Origin of the sequence: Mycobacterium sp. ACS4331, assembly GCF_001667265.1 — a bacterium.
Taxonomy (GTDB): domain Bacteria; phylum Actinomycetota; class Actinomycetes; order Mycobacteriales; family Mycobacteriaceae; genus Mycobacterium.
In genome coordinates this window covers 1-21113 of sequence record NZ_LZHW01000072.1, presented here as the reverse complement: position 1 = coordinate 21113, position 21113 = coordinate 1, and the positions used below count along the sequence as shown (strand labels likewise).

Annotated in this window: 21 protein-coding genes; 14 read left to right on the top strand and 7 right to left on the bottom strand. The window is 68.8% G+C overall.

The genetic code is table 11. The features are described from left to right. Positions 1-9 precede the first annotated feature (9 nt). Positions 10-1431 (top strand): acyl-CoA carboxylase subunit beta, encoded by a 1422-nt coding sequence (locus A5727_RS16425; RefSeq protein WP_068251534.1) that lies wholly within the window; start codon positions 10-12, stop codon positions 1429-1431. Between the two features lie 102 nt (positions 1432-1533). Here A5727_RS16425 and A5727_RS16420 read toward each other — a convergent pair whose 3' ends face one another. Further along, positions 1534-3069, bottom strand: coding sequence for a glycerol-3-phosphate dehydrogenase/oxidase (locus tag A5727_RS16420; protein WP_068251531.1), 1536 nt, complete (start codon positions 3067-3069; stop codon positions 1534-1536). Further along, a complete protein-coding gene (locus A5727_RS16415; RefSeq protein ID WP_068251528.1) occupies positions 3062-3637 on the bottom strand; it encodes a TetR/AcrR family transcriptional regulator in 576 nt (191 codons plus the stop codon). The genes A5727_RS16420 and A5727_RS16415 overlap by 8 nt, the downstream gene beginning before the upstream one ends. A gap of 32 nt (positions 3638-3669) precedes the next feature. On the opposite strand from A5727_RS16415, the gene A5727_RS16410 reads away from it, so the two are divergent. The 3 genes from A5727_RS16410 to A5727_RS16400 all read left to right on the top strand — a co-directional run bounded on the left by A5727_RS16410 (position 3670) and on the right by A5727_RS16400 (position 6672). Beyond that, positions 3670-5250, top strand: a complete 1581-nt coding sequence (locus tag A5727_RS16410; protein WP_068251708.1) for an FAD-binding oxidoreductase — start codon at positions 3670-3672, stop codon at positions 5248-5250. Next, entirely contained in the window at positions 5247-6146 is a 900-nt protein-coding gene (locus A5727_RS16405; RefSeq protein WP_068251526.1) for a diacylglycerol kinase, read from the top strand. The genes A5727_RS16410 and A5727_RS16405 overlap by 4 nt, the downstream gene beginning before the upstream one ends. 64 nt (positions 6147-6210) lie before the next feature. Beyond that, entirely contained in the window at positions 6211-6672 is a 462-nt protein-coding gene (locus A5727_RS16400; RefSeq protein WP_157521416.1) for a DUF4262 domain-containing protein, read from the top strand. Here A5727_RS16400 and A5727_RS16395 read toward each other — a convergent pair. Further along, positions 6669-7181 carry a DUF3145 domain-containing protein gene (locus A5727_RS16395; RefSeq protein WP_068251520.1) on the bottom strand — a complete coding sequence of 171 codons (513 nt, stop codon included), beginning with the start codon at positions 7179-7181 and terminating at the stop codon, positions 6669-6671. The genes A5727_RS16400 and A5727_RS16395 overlap by 4 nt on opposite strands. Before the next feature lie 115 nt (positions 7182-7296). Next, positions 7297-8121, bottom strand: coding sequence for a serine hydrolase domain-containing protein (locus A5727_RS16390; protein ID WP_068251705.1), 825 nt, complete (start codon positions 8119-8121; stop codon positions 7297-7299). A 65-nt stretch (positions 8122-8186) separates the two neighbouring features. On the opposite strand from A5727_RS16390, the gene A5727_RS16385 reads away from it, so the two are divergent. Together A5727_RS16385 and A5727_RS16380 are read left to right on the top strand one after the other, a co-directional pair. Continuing rightward, entirely contained in the window at positions 8187-9275 is a 1089-nt protein-coding gene (locus A5727_RS16385) for an S-(hydroxymethyl)mycothiol dehydrogenase (RefSeq protein WP_068251517.1), read from the top strand. After that, positions 9272-9892 (top strand): MBL fold metallo-hydrolase, encoded by a 621-nt coding sequence (locus A5727_RS16380; RefSeq protein WP_068251514.1) that lies wholly within the window; start codon positions 9272-9274, stop codon positions 9890-9892. The genes A5727_RS16385 and A5727_RS16380 overlap by 4 nt, the downstream gene beginning before the upstream one ends. Positions 9893-10056: 164 nt before the next feature. Here A5727_RS16380 and A5727_RS16375 read toward each other — a convergent pair whose 3' ends face one another. Continuing rightward, positions 10057-10782 carry an SHOCT domain-containing protein gene (locus A5727_RS16375; protein ID WP_502687685.1) on the bottom strand — a complete coding sequence of 242 codons (726 nt, stop codon included), beginning with the start codon at positions 10780-10782 and terminating at the stop codon, positions 10057-10059. A gap of 76 nt (positions 10783-10858) precedes the next feature. Between A5727_RS16375 and A5727_RS16370 the strand changes: the two genes are divergently transcribed. Next, positions 10859-11104 (top strand): LapA family protein, encoded by a 246-nt coding sequence (locus tag A5727_RS16370; RefSeq protein WP_231992103.1) that lies wholly within the window; start codon positions 10859-10861, stop codon positions 11102-11104. A 2-nt stretch (positions 11105-11106) separates the two neighbouring features. Beyond that, positions 11107-12195, top strand: a complete 1089-nt coding sequence (locus A5727_RS16365; RefSeq protein WP_068251509.1) for a class I SAM-dependent methyltransferase — start codon at positions 11107-11109, stop codon at positions 12193-12195. A gap of 5 nt (positions 12196-12200) precedes the next feature. Here the strand turns inward: A5727_RS16365 and A5727_RS28395 are convergent, their stop codons facing one another. Then, positions 12201-13994 (bottom strand): Hsp70 family protein, encoded by a 1794-nt coding sequence (locus A5727_RS28395; RefSeq protein WP_068251505.1) that lies wholly within the window; start codon positions 13992-13994, stop codon positions 12201-12203. Positions 13995-14076: 82 nt separating this feature from the next. Beyond that, on the bottom strand, positions 14077-15153 hold the full coding sequence (locus A5727_RS16355; protein WP_068251502.1) for an NAD(P)H-dependent amine dehydrogenase family protein: 1077 nt from the start codon (positions 15151-15153) through the stop codon (positions 14077-14079). A gap of 129 nt (positions 15154-15282) precedes the next feature. Here A5727_RS16355 and A5727_RS16350 point away from each other — a divergent pair, with 129 nt between their 5' ends. The 6 genes from A5727_RS16350 to A5727_RS16325 form a co-directional block, all read left to right on the top strand. Continuing rightward, positions 15283-15504 (top strand): hypothetical protein, encoded by a 222-nt coding sequence (locus A5727_RS16350; RefSeq protein ID WP_068251499.1) that lies wholly within the window; start codon positions 15283-15285, stop codon positions 15502-15504. Between the two features lie 142 nt (positions 15505-15646). Then, positions 15647-16897: a PE-PPE domain-containing protein gene (locus A5727_RS16345; RefSeq protein ID WP_157521415.1), complete on the top strand. Its 1251-nt coding sequence runs from the start codon at positions 15647-15649 to the stop codon at positions 16895-16897. A gap of 74 nt (positions 16898-16971) precedes the next feature. Then, positions 16972-18495: an ABC transporter substrate-binding protein gene (locus A5727_RS16340; protein ID WP_068251699.1), complete on the top strand. Its 1524-nt coding sequence runs from the start codon at positions 16972-16974 to the stop codon at positions 18493-18495. Continuing rightward, positions 18492-19445, top strand: coding sequence for an ABC transporter permease (locus tag A5727_RS16335; RefSeq protein WP_068251492.1), 954 nt, complete (start codon positions 18492-18494; stop codon positions 19443-19445). Before A5727_RS16340 ends, A5727_RS16335 begins: the two co-directional genes overlap by 4 nt. After that, complete coding sequence (locus tag A5727_RS16330; RefSeq protein WP_068251489.1) at positions 19442-20314, top strand: ABC transporter permease; 873 nt, start codon at positions 19442-19444, stop codon at positions 20312-20314. The genes A5727_RS16335 and A5727_RS16330 overlap by 4 nt, the downstream gene beginning before the upstream one ends. Next, positions 20311-21113, top strand: an 803-nt coding sequence (locus tag A5727_RS16325; protein WP_157521414.1) for an ATP-binding cassette domain-containing protein, incomplete at its 3' end; no start/stop codon positions are given. The genes A5727_RS16330 and A5727_RS16325, both read left to right, overlap by 4 nt.

The following is a 21113-nucleotide window of genomic DNA, read 5'->3' as shown; positions in this document are numbered from 1 at the left end:
GGAGACGGTATGACGACGATGGCCCCCGAATCGGTGAATGAGTCACTTGATCCCCGCGACCCGCTGCTGCGGCTGTCGACGTTCTTCGATGACGGCAGTGTCGAACTGCTGCACGAGCGGGATCGCTCCGGCGTCCTGGCGGCCGCCGGCACCGTCAACGGGGTCCGCACCGTCGCGTTCTGCACCGACGGCACCGTCATGGGCGGCGCCATGGGTGTCGACGGTTGCAAGCACATCGTCGACGCATACGACACCGCGATCGAGGAGCAGAGCCCGATCGTCGGCATCTGGCATTCGGGTGGTGCTCGTCTGGCCGAGGGCGTGCGGGCACTGCACGCCGTGGGCCTGGTCTTCGAGGCGATGATCCGGGCCTCGGGTTACATCCCGCAGATCTCGGTGGTGGTCGGCTTCGCGGCCGGCGGCGCGGCCTACGGCCCCGCCTTGACCGACGTCATCGTGATGGCCCCCGAGAGCAAGGTGTTCGTCACCGGACCCGACGTCGTGCGCAGCGTGACCGGCGAGGACGTCGACATGGTGTCGCTGGGCGGCCCGGAGGCCCACCACAAGAAGTCCGGTGTCTGCCACATCGTCGCCGACGACGAACTCGACGCCTACGAGCGCGGCCGTCGCCTGGTCGGATTGTTCTGCCAGCAGGGGCATTTCGATCGTTCGAAGGCCGAGGCCGGCGACTCCGACCTCAAGGCCCTGCTTCCCGAGTCGGCGCGCCGCGCCTACGACGTGCACCCGCTGGTCGAGGCTTTGCTCGACGAGGGCGTGCCGTTCGAGGAGTTCCAGTCCCGGTGGGCCCCGTCCATCGTGGTCGGCCTGGGCCGGCTGGCGGGGCGCACCGTCGGCGTGATCGCCAACAACCCGCTGCGTCTGGGTGGCTGCCTGAACTCCGAAAGCGCCGAGAAGTCAGCGCGTTTCGTCCGCCTCTGCGATGCGTTCGGCATCCCGCTGGTGGTCATCGTCGACGTGCCGGGCTACCTGCCCGGTGTGGACCAGGAGTGGGGCGGTGTCGTGCGCCGCGGCGCCAAGCTGCTGCACGCGTTCGGCGAGTCCTCGGTCCCCCGCGTCACGCTGGTCACCCGCAAGATCTACGGTGGCGCCTACATCGCGATGAACTCGCGGTCGCTGAACGCCACCAAGGTGTTCGCCTGGCCCGACGCCGAGGTCGCCGTCATGGGCGCCAAGGCCGCGGTCGGCATCCTGCACAAGAAGAAGCTCGCCGCCGCACCGGATGACGAGCGCGAGGCCCTGCACGACGAGCTGGCGCTCGAGCACGAGCGGATCGCCGGCGGTGTCGACAGCGCGATCGAGATCGGTGTCGTCGACGCCAAGATCGATCCGTCTCAGACCCGCAGCGTGCTGACCCAGGCGTTGGCCGAGGCGCCCGCGCGCCGCGGCCGGCACAAGAACATCCCGCTGTAACCGCTCGTCCACTCACCGCGAGCAGACGCAGAATCGCCCCAATTCCTCCGGAATCGGGCGATTCTGCGTCAGCTGGGCCCCTCCCGCTTGCAGGGTGCGTGACTACGGGGCAGCCACGAACTCCTCAGCCGCGGCGACGGCACGGTCTCGATCGGCGGCCACCAGCCCTATGCGGGTGCGCCGGTCCAGGATGTCGCCCACGTCCAGCGCGCCCTCATGCGTGACGGCGTACTCGAATTCGGCGCGGATCACGTCAATCCCCTCGGCCACCGGGTCGGTGGGCCGGTCACAGGTGGCGCGCGCGATCACGTTCGGCGCCTCGGCGCCGAAGCGCGCCACCAGCGACGACGGCAGGTCATGATCCGATCTGAGCGTGGAGACCGGATTCGCGGGAGCGCCGACGAGTGGCAGGTTGGGGGTCCGGCACGGCCCGGCGGTCAGTCCGCGCAGCGCGATGGTGTGGTCGAGCACGTCCTGGGCCATGTGGCGGTACTCGGTGAGCTTGCCGCCCACGATGTTCACCGCCCCTGAGGGCGCCTCGATGACAGCGTGGTCCCGGGAGATGTCGGCGGTGCGGCCCTCCCCCGCGTCGATCAGCGGACGCAGGCCGGCGTAGGAGCCGACGACGTCGTCGGCGGTCACAGCGACGCCCAGCGCGGTGTTGACGGTGTCGAGCAGGAACCCCACCTCGGCTGGGGTCGGCTGCGGCACATCGGGAATGGGGCCCGGTGCGTCCTCGTCGGTCAGCCCGAGGTACACCCGGCCCAGCTGTTCGGGCATCGCGAAGACGAATCGGTTGAGTTCGCCCGGAATCGGAATGGTCAGCGCGGCAACGGGATTGCCGAAGGTTGCGGCATCGAACACCAGATGGGTGCCCCGGCTTGGCCGCAGCCGCAGCGACGGGTCGAGTTCGCCTGCCCACACCCCGGTGGCATTGATGACCGCGCGGGCTGTCACGTCCAGGGTTTCGCCGGTGAGTTCATCGGTGAGCCGCGCCGAGGTGCCGGCGACGTCGACAGCCGAGACCCGGGTCAGGATCCGGGCGCCGTGCTGCGCGGCGGTGCGGGCCACGGCGACCACCAGGCGGGCATCGTCGATGAGCTGACCGTCATAGGCCAGCAGGGCGCCCTCGAGACCGTCGCGGCGGACGGTGGGCGCCAACTCGGCCGCGCGCCGAGGGTCGACACGGCGCGACCGCGGCAGCGTCGAAGCCGGCGTTCCGGCCATCCGGCGCAGACCGTCGCCCGCCAGGAATCCGACCCGGACCAGCGCCCGCTCGGCGCGCCCCATCGCCGGCAGCAGCGGCACAAGCTGCGGCATGGCACGCACCAGGTGAGGTGCGTTGCGGGTCATCAGGATTCCGCGCTCCGCGGCGCTGCGCCGTGCGATGCCGATGTTGCCGGTGGCCAGATATCGCAGGCCGCCGTGCACCAGCTTCGAACTCCATCGGCTGGTCCCGAACGCCAGGTCGTGACGTTCGACCAGCACGACGTTCAGACCACGCGCCGCGGCGTCCAGGGCGATGCCCGCACCGGTGATGCCGCCACCGATGACCAGGACGTCGGGCACGTCGCCGTCGGCGAGGATCGAAAGTTCGGCACCGCGGCGCGCGGCGTTCAGCGCACTCGACTCAGCCATGGAGGTATCCGTTCAACGCATGGGTGAGTTCCTCGGCCAGTGCGTCGGGAGGCAGGAGCGGCTCGACGATCTGTGCGGACTGGATCGTGGACTGCACGATGAGCAGCACCATCGTGGCGAGGCGGCGCGGGTCGCCCGCCCGCACGCTGCCATCGGCCTGTGCGGCCTCGATGTCGTCGGCGAGCACATCGATCAGCAGTCGCTGGCTGGTGCCGAGGCGTTCGGCGATGTAGACCATCGCGAATTCGGGCGCCGAGTGCAGGACCGCCGAGAGCAGGTCGTCGTGACGCAGACGCGCCGCGACCGCCACGATCCGGTCGACGATCGCGGCGCGACCAGGACCGGCCAGCGGAACGTCGCGGGCCACGTCGGTGATTCGGCGCGTCAGCAGCGCCGCCAGGATCGCCTCGGTGTCGGGCCAGCGCCGGTAGACGGTGGGCCGGCTGACCTTGGCACGGCGGGCGATCTCGGCCAGCGTGACCCGATCGATCCCGTAGTCGCGCACGCACGTGGCGGCCGCGGTGAGAATCCGCTCACCGATGTCCTCATCGTTACCGATTGACAGCATGTGTAATACTGTAACGCATGCTTGAGCCTCCGATGAAGTGGAACGCCTGGGGAGACCCGGCGGCGGCCAAACCACTGTCCGACGGGATCCGCGCGCTGCTGACCCAGGCCCTGGGCGTCGCGGAACAGACCGTCCCGGCGGTGACGCCCGATGAGGTCCGGGTACGCCCCTGTGCCCTGCCGGAGGCCGACCGGGTGGCCCTGTCGGCCATCGTCGGAGCCGAGAACGTCTCGGTCGACGACCATCTGCGCCTGCTGCACGCCGGCGGCAAGTCCACCCTGGACCTGCTGCGTCGCGCCGACCGCGGCGAGCAGGACGCGCCCGACGCGGTGCTGACCCCGGGCACCGAGGACGAGATCGCGGCCATCCTGCGGCACTGCTCCGACCACGGCATCGCGGTGGTGCCCTTCGGCGGCGGCACCAGCGTGGTCGGTGGCTTGGACCCGATCCGCGGGCCGTTCAGCAGCGCCCTCACACTGGACCTGCGCCGGTTCGATCAACTGCACAGCCTCGATCCGATCTCCGGGGAGGCCGAACTCGGCGCGGGGGTCACCGGTCCTGATGCCGAAAGACTGCTTGGCGCACAGGGCTTCTCACTCGGACACTTCCCGCAGAGCTTCCAGTTCGCCACCATCGGCGGCTTCGCGGCCACTCGGTCGTCGGGGCAGAACTCGGCCGGCTACGGACGGTTCGACGACATGATCCGAGGCCTCGCCGTCGTCACCCCAGCCGGGATTCTCGACCTCGGCCGTGCTCCCGCGTCGGCCGCCGGACCCGATCTGCGCCAGGTCATCATCGGCTCCGAGGGGGTGTTCGGGATCATCACGCGGGTGCGAGTGCGGGTGCACCCCGTGCCGGAGAGCACCCGCTACGAGGCATGGTCATTCCCCGACTTCGCCACGGGCGCTTCGGCACTGCGGACGGTGGTGCAGACCGGCACCGGTCCCACGGTGTTGCGCCTGTCCGACGAGGCCGAGACCGGGGTCAACCTGGCCACCACCGAGCAGATCGGTGAGCAGCAGATCACCGGTGGGTGCCTGGGCATCACCCTGTTCGAGGGGACGGCGGCCCACACGGCCAGCCGGCACGCCGAGACCCGCGCCCTGATCGAGGCGCACGGCGGAGTGTCCCTGGGCGAGGCACCCGCACGCGCCTGGGAGCACGGTCGATTCGCCGCACCCTACCTGCGCGATTCTCTGCTGGCCTCCGGTGCGCTGTGCGAGACGCTGGAGACGGCCACGTCATGGTCGAACCTGCACACCCTGAAGTCCGCAGTCACCGAGGCACTGACCTCGGCACTGACCGAATCCGGTACGCCGGCACTGGTTCTGTGCCACATTTCGCATGTGTATCCGACCGGCGCCTCGCTGTACTTCACAGTGGTCGCGGGTCAGCGCGGCAATCCGATCGACCAGTGGCGCGCCGCGAAGACGGCCGCGTCGACGGCCATCGTGCGCGCCGGCGGCACGATCACCCATCACCACGCCGTGGGCGCCGACCATCGACCGTGGATGACCGATGAGGTCGGCCCTCTCGGGGTGCAGGTGCTGCGCGCCGTCAAGGCTTCGCTGGATCCCGCGGGAATCCTCAACCCGGGCAAGCTGATTCCATGACACTCGGGCATGTGACGGTGCTGACCAACCCCGCATCGGGGCACGGCAACGCCCCGCATGCCGCCGAACGCGCGATCACCCGCCTGCAGGAGCGCGGTGTCGATGTCTGCGCGATCGTCGGCCGCGACGCCGCCCACGCGAGTGAGCTTGTCCGCGATCAACTGGACCGCGGCACCGACGCCCTGGTCGTGGTGGGCGGCGACGGCGTCATCGGGCTCGCGCTGCAGGAGTTGGCGGGCACCGCTGTCCCGCTGGGCGTCATTCCGGCAGGCACCGGCAATGACCACGCCCGCGAGTACCGCATCCCCACCGGCGACCCGGTCGCGGCCGCCGACGTCGTCGCCGACGGGCACGTGCACACCGCCGACCTCGGCCGTATCGACGGGGCCGATGGGACGCGGCGGTGGTTCGGCACCGTGGTGGCGACGGGATTCGACTCGCTGGTCAGTGACCGCGCCAATCGGATGCGGTGGCCGCACGGCCGGATGCGGTACAACCTCGCGATGGTCGCGGAACTGTCGAAGCTGCGACTGCTGCCGTTTCGACTGACGTTCGACGACGGTGAACGCGTCGAGCTGCCGCTGACCATGGCCGCGGTCGGCAACACCCGCAGTTACGGTGGCGGCATGCTGATCTGTCCCGGGGCGGATCCGACCGACGGCCTGCTCGACGTCACGATGATCGCCTCGGCGTCGCGATCCCGGCTGATCCGGTTGTTTCCCACGGTGTTCAAGGGCACGCACGTCAACCTCGACACCGTCACCACCCGGCGCGCGGCCAGCGTCACCGTCGAGTGCCCCGGCATCAACGCCTACGCCGACGGCGATTACGCCTGCGCTCTTCCCGCCCGGATCACGGCGGTGCCCGGCGCCCTGCGGATTCTGGTGCCCGCCTGACTTGTCACACCCCGCGTGCATGCTGACAGCAACCACGACAGAAAGGTCAGCTGCCATGTGTTGGATGTGCGACCACCCCGACGCCAGCGACGAGGACGTCCTCGACGAGGTCCGGATGAGAATCGGCGCCCATGGCTGGGCGATTCAGTACATCGAAAGTGACCGTGCGCCCTACGCGTACACGGTCGGGCTCCACGCGTTCGGACTCCCCGAACTGTTGGTCACCGGACTGGACCCGCAGCGGGCCGGTTGGCTGCTGAACCGACTGGCCCGGCAGGCGCGGGTGCAGGGAATGCACGAGGCTGGCGCCCAACTGCGCCTGCCATCCGGCACTAAGGTCGAGTTCGTCGACATCCCCCATCCCCACGCGCACCTGAACGTCGCCATCGCGATCGGAGGCCCGACAATACGTGCGCGGCAGGTGGTGTGGGCCGACGACCGCGGCCGGTGGCCGTGGGGTCCGGGGTTCGACGGCGGCTGCGTGGCGCAGCCGGTGCTGGGCCCGCGTGAGCTGAAGGCGAGCTAGCCGACGCCCCGATTCAGCCACGTGACCTCGGCCCCGTCACCGCCGTTGCGGTAGGGCTCCAACGCGTCGTCCCAGGCGATGCCCAGAACGGAGTCCAACTCGGCGGCCAGGGTGTCGGCGCCCGCGGCCATCAGCGCACGCAGTCGCATCTCGCCCACCATGGTGTCGCCGTTGGCGCTCATCGTTCCGCTCCACAGCCCCAACTGCGGGGTGTGGCAGAACCGCTGCCCGTCGACGCCCTCACTCGGGTCCTCGGTGATCTCGAAGCGCAGCACCGTCCACGACCGCAGCGCGTTCGCCAACTGGGCGCCGGTACCCACCGGGCCCACCCAGTTGGTGACGGCACGCAGCTGCCCTGGCATCGCCGGCTGGGGCGTCCAGGTCAGCTTCGCCCTGGCGTTCAGGGTCGAAGAAAGGGCCCATTCGACATGTGGGCACACCGCCGCGGGTGAGGCATGGATGTAGACCACACCTGTAGTCGCGTCGGCAAATTGGTTCGACGCACGCATCGGCTGCTCCTTCAGTTAGACGAGGGACGTCTTCCCCAACGGCCTCAGTCTTCTGACGAGCATCACAAATTGTGTGTCGCGCGTGTCTATTGTGCCCTGTGAGGCGCCTGTTGCGCTAGTGTGCGCCGAATTCTCTCAGGATGCCGTCAGAAATTGACGGCCACAGTGGGTGCGCCCACTCCCCGAAGTCCCGGTCCGTCAGGACCACGGCGGCCAGTCCCGCGTCGGGATCGGCCCAGATGAAGGTGCCTGACTGGCCGAAATGGCCGAACGTCGACGCCGAGTTGTCCGCCCCCGTCCAGTGCGGTTTCTTGCCGTCGCGCAGTTCGAAGCCCAGGCCCCAGTCGTTCGGACGTTGCGACCCGTACCCGGGCAGCACCCCGCCCAGACCCGGGAACTGCACGGTCACCGCCTCGGCGTGCATCTGCGGGGACACGGTGGTGGGGGTCAACAGGTCACCAGCGAACGCCGCGAGGTCGGCCACCGTGGACACCGCACCGAACCCGGCCTCCGCGGCCCCACCGGGCAGTTCCGAATCCGACATCGCCAGCGGATGGAAGATGGCCTCGATCAGGTAGTCGCCGAAGGGCATCTCGGTCGCCGCCTCAAGCGCCTCGGCCAGCACCCGGAAGCCGTAGTTCGAGTAGATGCGACGAGTCCCGGGCTTGGCCAGCACCGCATCGTCGAGCATCGCCAGCCCGGAGGCGTGCGCCAGCAGATGCCGCACGGTCGAGCCCTCGGGACCGGCGGGCGTCTCGAGGTCGAGCGCGCCCTCCTCGATCCCCACCTGCACCGCCCGCGCGACCAGCGGCTTGGTCACCGACGCCAGGCGAAAACGCGCGGTCGTGTCACCGAACGTGGCCACCACACCCGAGGTGCTCACCACCGCCGCGGCGGCGTTGGTGACGGGCCAGTCGGCGAGGACGTCGAGCGCGCTCATGGCGCCGACACTACCGAGCACCCTCACCGCGCCCGGCCCGCGGACCAGGCACTAGGTTGTCAGGCATGAGTCAGACAGTGCGCGGGGTCATTTCCCGGTCCAAGAAGCAGCCCGTGGAGTTGGTGGACATCGTGATCCCGGATCCGGGTCCCGGTGAGGTCGTCGTCGACATCACCGCGTGCGGGGTGTGCCACACCGATCTGACCTATCGCGAGGGTGGGATCAACGACGAGTACCCGTTCCTTCTTGGTCATGAGGCCGCCGGCACCGTGGAGTCGGTCGGCGAGGGTGTGACCAATGTCGAACCCGGTGACTTCGTGATCCTGAACTGGCGGGCGGTGTGCGGGCAGTGCCGGGCCTGTAAGCGGGGCCGGCCGCACCTGTGCTTCGACACCTTCAACGCCACCCAGAAGATGACGCTGACCGATGGCACCGAGTTGACCCCCGCGCTGGGAATCGGCGCGTTCGCCGACAAGACCCTGGTGCATGAAGGACAGTGCACCAAGGTCGATTCCGAGGCCGATCCCGCGGTCGCGGGTCTGCTGGGCTGCGGGGTGATGGCCGGCATCGGCGCGGCGATCAACACCGGCGCGGTGACCCGCGACGACACCGTGGCGGTGATCGGCTGCGGCGGGGTCGGTGATGCCGCGATCGCCGGTGCGGCCCTGGTCGGTGCGAAGAAGATCATCGCCGTCGACACCGACGCCCAGAAACTGCACTGGGCCCGCGAGTTCGGCGCCACCCACACCATCAACGCCCGCGAGCTCGACCCGGTCACGACCATCCAGGACCTCACCGACGGGTTCGGCGCCGACGTCGTCATCGACGCGGTCGGTCGGCCCGAGACCTGGAAGCAGGCGTTCTACGCGCGTGATCTGGCCGGCACCGTGGTGCTCGTCGGTGTGCCGACCCCGGAGATGACCCTGGAGATGCCGCTGGTCGACTTCTTCTCCCGCGGTGGGGCGTTGAAGTCCTCCTGGTACGGCGACTGCCTGCCCGAACGCGACTTCCCCACCCTGATCTCGCTGTACCTGCAGGGACGCCTGCCGCTGGAGAAGTTCGTCTCCGAACGCATCGGTCTGGACGCCATCGAGGACGCCTTCCACAAGATGCACGCCGGTGAGGTCCTGCGCTCGGTGGTGGTCCTCAAATGAGCATCACCCGCGTGGTCACCAGCGGCACCTTCAGCCTCGACGGCGGCACCTGGGACGTCGACAACAACATCTGGATCGTCGGTGACGACAACGAGGTCATCGTCTTCGACGCCGCCCACACCGCTGACCCCATCGTCGAGGCGGTCGCCGGCCGCAACGTCGTCGCGGTGATCTGCACCCACGGTCACAACGACCACATCACCGTGGCCCCCGAACTGGCCAGCACCCTGGACGCACCCATCCTGCTGCACCCCGCCGATGACATGCTGTGGCGAATGACCCATCCGGACAAGGACTTCCACACCGTCGATGACGGGGTCCGGCTGCAGGCCGGAGGCGTCGAACTGCACGCCATCCACACCCCGGGCCACTCCCCGGGATCGGTGTGCTGGTACGCGCCCGACCTGGGTGCGGTGTTCTCGGGCGACACCCTGTTCCAGGGCGGCCCCGGCGCCACCGGACGGTCATTCTCCGACTTCCCCACCATCCTCGATTCGATCAAGGACAGGCTGGGGGCGCTGCCCGCCGACACGGTGGTCTACACCGGGCACGGGGACACCACCCGAATCGGCGACGAACTGGTGAACTACGACGACTGGGTGAAACGCGGCCACTGACGAACCACCAGCCGGGCACCGACGCAGCACCGCGAGGAACGAGCGGGGCGAAGGAGATGGCCTGAAAGGCCCGGAACGAGCGGGGCGAAGGAGGTGGCCTGAATGGCCCAGGGACGAGCGGTGGTGAGGAAGGGGCCCAACAGGCCAGCAGAAGCGCCGGGGACTCACATCCCGTCGAGCACCCGACGCTTCTCGGCCTGAAACTCATCCTCGGTCAGTGCACCCGAATCACGCAGTGCCGCCAGGTTTCTGAGCGCCTCGATGCGGACTCCGTCATCGGTGGGCGTGTAGGACTGCGCGGGCGTCGCCGACACCGCATCCTGCGCCGGTGACGGGTTGAACGCCGCCAGCTGTTCACGGCGCCTGATCCGCGACAGCCACACCCCCGCGATCACAAGATCGATCATGCCGTTGGCGAAGATGGCGACGAACACCCACGGCAACCAACCACGGCCGCCGTCGCTGCCGAACGCCAGCGTCGGGCGGACGAACGCGCCCACCTCACCGTCGGTCTCGACTTCGTAGACCCCTTCGGCGGGGATGTGCGCCACCCACACGCGACGCCGCATGTCGTTGTTCACGGTGGTCGTCGACCCGATGTTCTCGGTGACCTCAGGATCCTGGCCGCCGGGCCCGCGCAGGTTCATCCGCAGATCCGGGATCGGCAGCGCGCCCGACGGACTGCCGATCGCCACGGTGTGGAAGGAGATCGTGACATCGCCCGCGGGCAGGTGCAGCGCGGCACTGCCGGGGATCGGCACCTCCCCGTAGGCGTCGTAGTCGTCGAACACGAACGCGTTCAGCAGCAGCGACGCGACGAACCCGATGAACGACACCACGATCGACACGAAACCGGCAATCATCAGACCCCGTGGGGCGCGGCGATTCACGCCCGAAGTGTGTCACGGCTGGGCTGCGGGGACTACCGTTGCGTTCAGGACGGCACAACCAGCTGAGGAGACGGACGTGGCCTCGCACAGCACGGATCTGAACGCGCCCACCGGCGGTACGGTTCGCCGGGTCGCACTGCGCTACTGGGTGGCGCTCATCCTGCTGGTCCTGGCGGCGATCTTCATCGCGCAGAACCGCGACGCGGTCGGCGTCCACATTCTGTGGATCACGGTGTCCGCACCCATGTGGTTGTTCTCCACGGCCCTGCTCGTGGTCGGCGTCCTGGTCGGGCTTCTGCTGCGGCGCCGCCGACGGAGCTGAGCATGCCCGAGTCCAGCATCGTCGTCCGGCCGGAATCCCCCGACAGCCCCACCTACACCGCTGCCTCGCGGCTGCAGGCTTCCGGTCTGCAGCCAGCGGTCGAACTGTTCATCGACGCAGCCAAGACCGTTCCCCTGCCCCAACCGCCGACCCCGCTTCTCCTTGCGGACTATGGCGCGGGCACGGGTCACAATGCGCTGCTGCCGATCTCTCACGCGATCCAGGCCCTGCGGGCCCGGACGCCGCGCGAGCAGCCCGTGCTGGTGGCACACACCGACGCCCACGACAACGACTTCTCCGCCCTCTTCGACACCCTGGAGAACGATCCGGACAGTTACCTGACCCGTGACGGGGCGGTGTACGCCTCTGCCATCGGGCGGTCGTTCTACCAGCAGGTCCTGCCGTCGTACAGCGTCTCACTGGGCTGGTCGTCGTGGGCGATCCAATGGTTGTCCCGCATTCCGACGGCCATCCCCGATCATGTGCTTCCCGCCTACAGCCGCGACGAGAGGGTGCGGGCCGCGTGCGCGCGCCAGGCCGCCCACGACTGGCATGAGTTCATCGCGTTCCGGGGTCGGGAGCTGACTCATCACGGCCGGCTCGTGGTGCTGACGATGGGCCTCGACCAGGACGGCCAGCTCGGCCTCAAGCCCCTGGTCGACAGTCTGTATGCGGGCCTGCAGGAACTGTCGGGTTCAGGACTCATCAGTGCCGAGGAACTGCACGGCATGATCATTCCGCTCGCGGGCCGCAGCGAGAAGGACTTCCTCGCACCATTCGCGCCGAAGGACCGGTTCGAGGGGCTGTCGATCGAGCATCTGGAGACCTTCGACGCCCACGACAGGTACTTCCAGCAGTTCCGGGTCGACAAGGACGCGCAAGCCTTTGGCAGACAATGGGGTTCGTTCATCCGGGACTCGACGTTCAGCTGCCTGGTGGCGGGCCTCGAGGGTGGCCGGACCGATCCACGGGCCGACGAGTTCTGTGACCGGCTCGAACGCAGCGTCGCCGAGCAGATGGCGGCCGCGCCGCAGGAGATGCACATGCCGATGGTGAAGCTGACGCTGCTCAAGCACAGCCGGCCGAACTAGCTGCCTCAGCCCTGCGTGCCGGGCGGTTGCAGCGCCGGCGGCAGTCCCGGGATGGTCGGGATCGGCGGGATGGTCGGAATCCACTGTTGTACAGGACGTTCCGCGGTGGGCGCCGGGGAACTGGGTTCGGGTTCAGGATTCGACGACGGCGGCGGTGGCGCCGGCGTTGGCGAGGGCGCCGGCGTGGGACTGGGCGTCACCGTCTCGGTGACGGTCGAGGTCACCGGGGCGGCGGGTTCGGGCGCCGGCGCAGGCGCCTCCGCCGGTGCGGGCGCCGGGGCGCTCTGCACCTGATGCGTGACCGGCGCCGGTGTGACGACGACGGTGCGCGGCGGGGCGACGTCCGCGGGCGCCGGTGCGGGTTCCGGCGGCGCGGCGACGACCGGCGCAGGTGCCGGCGGGGTGGTGCTGATGCTGGGCGTCGGGTCCGACACCTGATGCACCACCCCGGCGTCGTTGACCAGCACCACAGCGGTGGCCGAGACGGCCGCGATCAGCACCGCGGCGGCTGCCACCATGACCGTCGTCGGACGCCGATACCAGCGGGTCCGCCGGGACTCGGGTTCTTCGTCGGGGGCGTCGAACTCGATCATCGGGCGCGCGCTCGTCAGGCCCGTGACGGGCGCCATCTCCTCGGCGGGGTCGATCTCGCCCGCGAGATCATCGTCGGGCACCTCGGACCACGCCAACGACTGCGCCGCCGTCGAGGCGGCCGAGGGCGGCGCGACGGCGGCAGGCCCACCGGACGCCACAGGAGGCTCAGCCACAGCGGCGGGCACCGCCGTGGCCATCGCGGTCGCCGTCGCATCGGCCGGGCCGCGCAGGGCCCGCAGTGCCGCACCGGTTGCCGCGACAAGATCGGGCCGCGGCCGGGTGATGACGGGCACCCGCAGGTGCTCCGACAGCGTCGTGGTGATGGTGGACATCGCCGCCCCGCCGCCGACCGTCACCACCGCGCTGAGGTCGGCCGGGAGGATACCGTTGCGGCGCAACGTGTCATCGAGCAGGCCCAGGAAGTCGTCGAGCGGTCCGCGCACCAAGGCGTCGAGTTCGGCGCGGGTGATCCGGATGTCGCCGCGGAACTCCGGCAACTCGACCGGCAGCGCGGTCACCGCACTCGCCGACAGGCGCTCTTTGGCGGCCCGGCACTGGGCCCGCAGCCGCCACAGTGAGCCGATCGCCGAGGTGCTGTTGAGGTCCACCGAGCCCGCGCCGGCCAACTCCCCGATGACGTGGGTCAGCAGCGCCTGGTCCACGGTGTCGCCGGCCAGGTCGGAGTGGCGCACGGTCGCCCCGATGGGCGCGGCGCTGTGCGCGGCGTCGACGAGCGTGAGGCTCGTTCCGCTGCCACCGAAATCGCACACCGCCAGCACACCCCGCAACGGCAGCCCGGGATCGGCCTGCATGGCGGCGACCGCCGCGTCGACGTCGGGCAGCACCACGGGTGGGCGCCGTGACCACTCCGGCACCCGCGTCAACGCGCGGGTGAGGGCATCCACCGAGGCGCGCCGCCAGTGCGCGGGGGTCGAGACGGCGACCAGGTCCGGCAGAGGGGCACCGCGTGTCGCGTCGTAGGCCGCGGCCCGCAGGGCCTCTGCCAGCAGACGCTCGGCGCGGTGGCTGGATCCGTCGGCGGCCAGGATGCCCACCGGGTCGCCGACTCGGTCGACGAAATCGCTGATCGGGCGTCCGGCCACGGTCACCGACGGGGGCCTGCGGACAGCATTGTCCGAGGTGACGGCGGCCAGCGTGGTGGTGCCGACCGACAGTCCAACCGCGCGCAACGTACCGCCCCTCATGTGCTCACCCCGAGTCCTCTTACCCGGATTCTCGGGACAGCCGAGCAATTCGTTACGCCTGCGCGATTTCAGCGAACTTTCGTCAGCGGATCGTGCCGGCCCCGGCGATCAGCGGAAGGTCCAGCGGGGTCACCCACCCCGGCGGCAGGTCGTTGACGGCCGGGACGGCGTTGAGCGCCCGCATCCCGGTGGCCAGACATCCCGCGGCGGCCGCGTCGCGCCCAGAGCCGTCGGTGAATCGGAACGCGGTCTCCTGGAAGATGCTGGGCGTGCCCTCGATGTCGACGCGGTAGACGTCGTCGTCGTTGCCCGACGGCCAGTCCGGTGCGGCGTCGCGCCCGATCCGGTTGACGTGCTCGAGCTGGATCCGGGTCTCGCCCCGATAGATGCCGTTGATCGTGAATCGGACGGCCGCGACGTGCCCGGCGGGGATCACACCCTTGGCCGAGGTCCGCTCGGTCGGCGTGACCCATTTGTCCCAGGTGGTGGTGATCTCATCGAGTTCGATGCCGACCGCGTGCGCGATCATCGGCACGGTCGCCCCCCAGGCGAAGATCAGGATCTCCGGGTTCTCCAGCAGTGGCCGAAACTCGGGTTCGCGGCCGATGCCCATCTCGAACTCGTAGTCGCCCTCGTAGTTGGTGTAGTCCAGCAGCTCCGAGGCCCGCACCCGCCTGACCTGCGAACACAATCCCATCAGTGTCATCGGGAACAGATCGTTGGCAAAACCCGGGTCGATGCCGGTGGTGAAGCACGAAGCACCACCTTCGGCGCACGCCTGCTCGACGGGCCTGATCCAGTTCGGCGGATTGCTCTTCATGGCCGGCCACACCCAGGGCGTCATCGCCGTCGAGCACACGTCCACACCGGCCCGCAGGAACCTCGTCATCAGCCGGATGTTGTCCTCGGCGTGCGCCGCGGTGGGTCCGTAGTGCACGAGCGCATCAGGTTGCAGTGCAATGAGTGCATCGACGTCGTCGGTGGCGGTCACGCCCGTGGGCGCGGGAAGACCGCAGATGTCGGCGATGTCGCGGCCCACCTTCTTCGGGTCGTTGACGCCGACGCCCACCAGTTCGAAGTTCGGGTGCGAGATCACCTCGGTGATCACCATCTTCCCGACGAACCCGGTCCCCCAGATCACGATTCTCTTGCGCGTCATCGACCGCCTTCCTGCCGTGTGGACGACCCACACCCTAGGTCGGTGGGCGTGCTCGCGGCCGACATCGGAAGAAATCGCCATCGGGGCTGGTTATCGCCGTACGATAGGCACAACGCCAGGAGACATCAGATGCTCAGATCCGCGTTCGGTTCGGCGCTCTTCGCAGCGGTCACGGTCACGCTCGGCATCCTGCTGGCCGGTCCGGCGTCCGCCTCCCCCACCCCGACCTGCGGTCAACACGGCACCGTGAGCACCGAGTGCTCACTGACGGAGTGTTCCGATCAGAACTCCTGTGGGCAGGGGTCCGCGGCGGTGCTCCCAGTGCCGGGCGGGGTGCCCGCGATCGTCTGAACCCGCCTGAACGGGCGCGTCCAGCAAAGACATGCCGTAGGATTCGGCCGGTTGGACGCACAGCTACAGGGCGGGAAAATCGGTGGGCACATCTCAGGGGCGGCACCGCGCAGCGAAGACGAAAACGAAGAGAACACCGACGGTGGGGGCTGTCGGTGTGGCCGGGGTCGCCGTCGGCGTCGCGGCCGTCCTCGGGATTACGCCGACGCTGTCGGCCACTCCCGAATTGGCGGGCACCACGTGGTATCTGCGTGGCACCAACATCGGCGACGAACCCACCGATGCCCAGTTCCGCACGTTCATGGGCCGCGTCTTCGACGGCACCGGCACGGCACGACCGGAGAACACCACCGAGGTGGCCTACAACGCCGGCCTGTGGCCCTTCTCCCGCAACGGATTCGACGATCTCACGTGGAACGCGTCGGTGCAGCAGGGCGTGGACAACCTCAAAGACAAGAACCCCGGTCAGGACGACGTGATCTTCGCGTTCTCCCAGGGTGCCGTCGTGGCCTCGAAGTTCAAGGCCGACAACCCCGACACGGGTGCCGTCTACATTCTGGTCGAGAACCCGAGCCGCCCCAACGGCGGTGTGATGCAGCGCTTCAACGGCCTGACCATCCCGATCCTCGACATCACCTTCAGCGGCGCGACTCCCGACAACGGCGACAAGACGATCGACGTCGCGCGGCAGTACTCGGGGTGGTCGGATTTCCCGACGTATCCGCTGAATCTGCTGGCCACGGTGAACGCGATCGCGGGCATCTACTACCTGCACGGCCGCACCCAGCGCGTCGAAGACCTCGACGCGCAACTCGCCGCGATCGACAAGACCAACCCGGACTACTACCAGGAACACGGCAACACCGAGTACTACCTGATTCCCACCGATCGCCTGCCGATCCTGATGCCGTTCACCGGCATCATTCCGGAGAACATCCTCGACGCTGTCGACAAACCACTTCGGGTGATCATCGAAGCCGGTTACGACAGAAGCGATTACAGCAAGCCCACGGGCGCGCAGCTTTTCCCCAAGCTCAAGCCGTTGGATCTGGACAAGGACCTGTCGGACCCGACCGCGACGAGCGTCGCGCAGGAGCTCAAGGCGCAGTCCAGCCCAGGCAACGACGTCCTCGGCGCCGAACCGACCCCCACCGTGGCCACGCCCACGCCGCCGAAACTGACGCTGCCCGACGTCAAGCAGTCCAGACTCGAACTGCGCGAACGCATCAGCGCCCGGCAGGCCGCCCGGCACGCTGAGAAGGACGCCGCCACGTCACGCAGCCGACCGGACCGTCCCGGTGCCGCGATCCGCACCGCCCTCACGTCATTGACACCCAAGGCCAAGCCCAAGGCCGAGCCCAGAACTGAGGCCTCCTCAGCCGCCCAGGATTGATTCGCCGCCAAAGCGGGTACAGGGCCTCACGGCATACGTGGACTTCGACCCGATGAGGCCGGGTGATGATGGGGATGGCGCGACGAGTCGCCGCGTTGACTGCCGCGCTGACCCTGCTGCTCACGGCCTGCTCGACGGGAAATCGGGTGGATCTCGGCGACAGCGCGTCGGACAATCTGATCGCCGCCATCTCCGGTGAACCCGACCAGCTCGACCCGCAGCGCTCCACTGCGTACTTCTCGTTCGAGGTGCTCGAGAACGTCTTCGACACCCTCGTCGAACCGGACGCCGACCTGCGGATGCGCCCAGCCCTGGCGGAGTCCTGGGAGACCAGCCCCGACCAGCGCACCTGGACCTTTCATCTGCGGCCCGACGTGGTGTTCCACGACGGCCGCCCCCTGACGGCCGAGGACGTGGTGTTCTCCTATCGGCGCATCATCGACGAGAAGCTGGCCAACTCCGACAAGTTCAGTGCGGTCACCGCGGTCACCGCACCGGATCCGGACACCGTGGTCCTCACGTTGAGCCGTCCCACACCGAATCTGCTGACGAACCTCGGTGGCTTCAAGGGTATGGCCATCGTGCAACGGGAGAACGTCGAAAGCGGCGCCATCGCCACCCATCCCGTCGGCACGGGTCCGTTCGCATTCGCGGCGGCCACGAGCGGCGATTCGATCACGCTGAAGGCCAACCCCGACTTCTGGGGTGGGGCGCCGCGCATCGCCGGGGTGACCTACCGGTTCATCTCCGAACCGTCGACGGCGTTGTCGGCACTGCAGGCCGGAGAGATCGACTGGACGGATTCGGTGCCCACGCAACGGGTCACACAGTTGAAAGATGACGACTCGATCGTCCTGCAGGTCACCGCGAGCAACGACTACTGGTATCTGGCGCTCAATCAGGCCCGCCAGCCGTGGGACGACGTGCGGGTCCGGCAGGCCATCGCCTACGGCATCGACCGGGACGCCATCGTCGCGGCCACCAGTTACGGCACCGCCACCGTCAATCAGCTCGCGATCCCGGCGGGCAATCCGTGGTACACACCCTATGACCGGTACCGATTCGACACCGAACGAGCGCGGGAGCTGCTGCGCGAGGCCGGAGCGGCACCGCGCGACCTCGACATGCTGGTGACCACCGAGTACCCGGAGACGGTCACGGCCGCCCAGATCATCGCCGACAACCTTGCGCCACTGGGGATCACGGTCCACATCCGCACGGTGGACTTCGCCACCTGGCTCGACGAACAGAACTCCGGAAACTTCGACATGCTGATGATGGGGTGGCTGGGCAACATCGACCCCGACGACTTCTACTACGCCCAGCACCACACGGACGGTTCGAGCAACGCCCAGAAGTTCTCCGACCCACAGGTGGACAGACTGCTCGACGCGGGCCGCGTCGAGGTCGACACCGCGCGCCGCGCAGGCGATTACGCCGACGCAGCTACCCGGATCGCCGACGAGGTCAGCTACATCTACCTGTACAACCCCTCTGTCATCCAGGCGTGGAATCCCGCCCTGCGAGGCTACGAGGCCCGACGTGACGGCGCCATCCGATTCCGCGATGCGCACGTGGACCGGGACGGTGCCGCATGAGTCCCCTGCTCCGGTTCCTGCTGCGGCGGCTGCTGTACTCGCTGGTCGTCATGTTCGGGGTGCTGATCCTGGTGTTCGCACTGGTGCAGGTCGTGCCCGGCGACCCGGTCCGCATCGCGCTGGGCACCCGATACACCCCGGAGGCCTATGACGCGCTGCGCTCGGCCAGCGGGCTGGACCGTCCACTGCTGCAGCAGTTCTTCGGATATGTGGGGTCGGCTCTGCGCGGTGACCTCGGCGTCAGCTTCCGCAACGGCGAACCCGTCACGGTGACCTTGATGGAACGCCTACCCGCGACGGTGTCGCTGGCACTCGTGGGCATCGTGATCGCGCTGCTCATCGCGATCCCCGCGGGTCTGTGGTCCGCCCTGCACGAGGGCCGCCTGTCGGACGGAATCATCCGCGTCACCAGCCAATTCGGTGTCTCGGTGCCGGACTTCTGGATGGGCATCCTGCTCATCGGTCTGTTCTCCACGACGCTGGGGTGGCTGCCGACCTCCGGGTATCGCCCGCTGTTCGACGATCCGGCGGGATGGCTGCGGCACATCGTGCTGCCCGGTCTGACCGTGGGTCTGGTCGCCGGCGCGATCATGACCCGCTACGTGCGCTCGGCCGTGCTCGACGTCGCTTCGGCGGGCTACGTGCGCACCGCCCGGTCGAAGGGGCTGGCCCCGGCCACCGTCACCTCACGTCACATCATGCGCAACGCGCTGGTGCCCATTCTGACCATCACGGGCATCCAGTTGGCCACCATCCTCGGCGGTGTCATCGTGGTCGAGGTGGTGTTCGCCTGGCCCGGCCTGGGCCGGCTGGTGTTCAATGCCGTTGCCGCCCGTGACTATCCGTTGATCCAAGGCGCGGTGCTGTTGATCGCCGCGCTGTTCCTGCTGATCAACCTGATCGTGGATGTGCTGTACGCGGTCGTCGACCCGAGGATCCGGCTGTCATGACCGACCGTGTCTCGTCCTGGCGCCTGCTGGCCGGCAACCCGGTCACCGTCATCAGCGCCGTCGTGCTGGCCGCGGTCGCCGTCATCGCGGTCGGCGCGCACTGGCTGGCTCCGCACGGCGTCAACGACATCGACGTGCCCAATGCTCTGCAGGCCCCCAGCGGCGACCACTGGTTCGGCACCGACGAACTGGGGCGCGACGTGGCCTCGCGGGTGCTGGTCGCCATCGCGGCCTCGATGCGGGTCGCGGTGGTCAGTGTGGCGTTCGCGGCGGTCGTCGGCGTCACGATCGGCCTGCTCGCGGGCTACCGCGGCGGCTGGCTGGACACGGTGCTGATGCGCGTCGTGGACGTGATGTTCGCATTCCCGGTGCTGCTGCTCGCGCTGGCGGTGGTGGCCGTCCTGGGTCCCGGCGTCACGACGACGACCCTGGCCATCGGCATCGTCTACACCCCGATCTTCGCCCGCGTCGCCCGCGCCAGCACACTGAGTGTGCGCGCCGAACCGTATGTGGCGGTGTCCAAGACCATGGGCACCGGCGACGGGTACATCCTGAGTCGGCATGTGCTGCCCAACATCTCGGGACCGTTGATCGTGCAGACCTCGCTGTCACTGGCGTTCGCGACGCTGTCGGAGGCCGCGCTGTCGTTCCTCGGATTGGGCATCCAGCCTCCGCAGCCGTCCCTGGGCCGGATGATCTTCGACTCGCAGGGCTTCGTCACGCTGGCGTGGTGGATGGCGGTGTTCCCCGGTGTGGCGATCTTCGTGATCGTGCTGGCGTTCAACCTGCTCGGTGACGGGTTGCGGGACGTGCTGGATCCCAAGCAGCGCACCATGATCGAAGCGCGGCGGACGGGGGCGCGGCGATGAGCACACCGGTTCTGACCGTGGCCGATCTCGGGGTGCGCATCGGCGACCGGAAGATCGTCAGCGGCATCGGATTCGGGGTGGCCCGCGAGCAGACCCACGCCATCGTCGGCGAATCCGGGTCAGGTAAGTCGATGACGGTGCTGGCCGCCACGGGCCTGCTCGACGCGCCGGGCGCGGTCGTCACCGGCAGCAGCACTTTGGCGGGCGCTCCCGAGCAGCAGTTGGTGGGCGCATCGCCCCGCACACTGCGGGCCGTGCACGGTGGCCGGATCGGATTCGTGTTCCAGGACCCCGGCACCTCCCTGAACCCGCTGCTCACGCTCGAGCGTCAGATCACCGAATCGCTGGAGGCCCATCGGCATTCGACCCGCCGCGCGGCGAGGACTCGGGCGCTGGAACTCTTGGATGCGGTCGGCCTGCCGGATCCCGAGGCGCGGCTGCGGTCCTATCCGCACCAGTTGTCGGGTGGTCAGCGTCAGCGCGTGATGATCGCGGTCGCGCTGGCATGCGATCCCGAGCTGCTGATCGCCGACGAACCCACGACCGCACTCGATGTGACCACCCAGGCTCAGATCATCGACCTGGTCCGGGATCTGCAGCGCGATTTCGGGACGGCGGTGGTGTGGATCAGCCATGACCTCGGCGTCATCGGCCAGGTCGCCGACGACGTCACGGTGCTGCGGGACGGCATCATCGTCGAACAGGCACCGGTCACCGACATCTTCGACGACCCGCAGCAGCCGTATACGCGTGAGCTTCTCGAGGCGCGTCCACGCCTCGGCGACGCCGGTCCCCCACC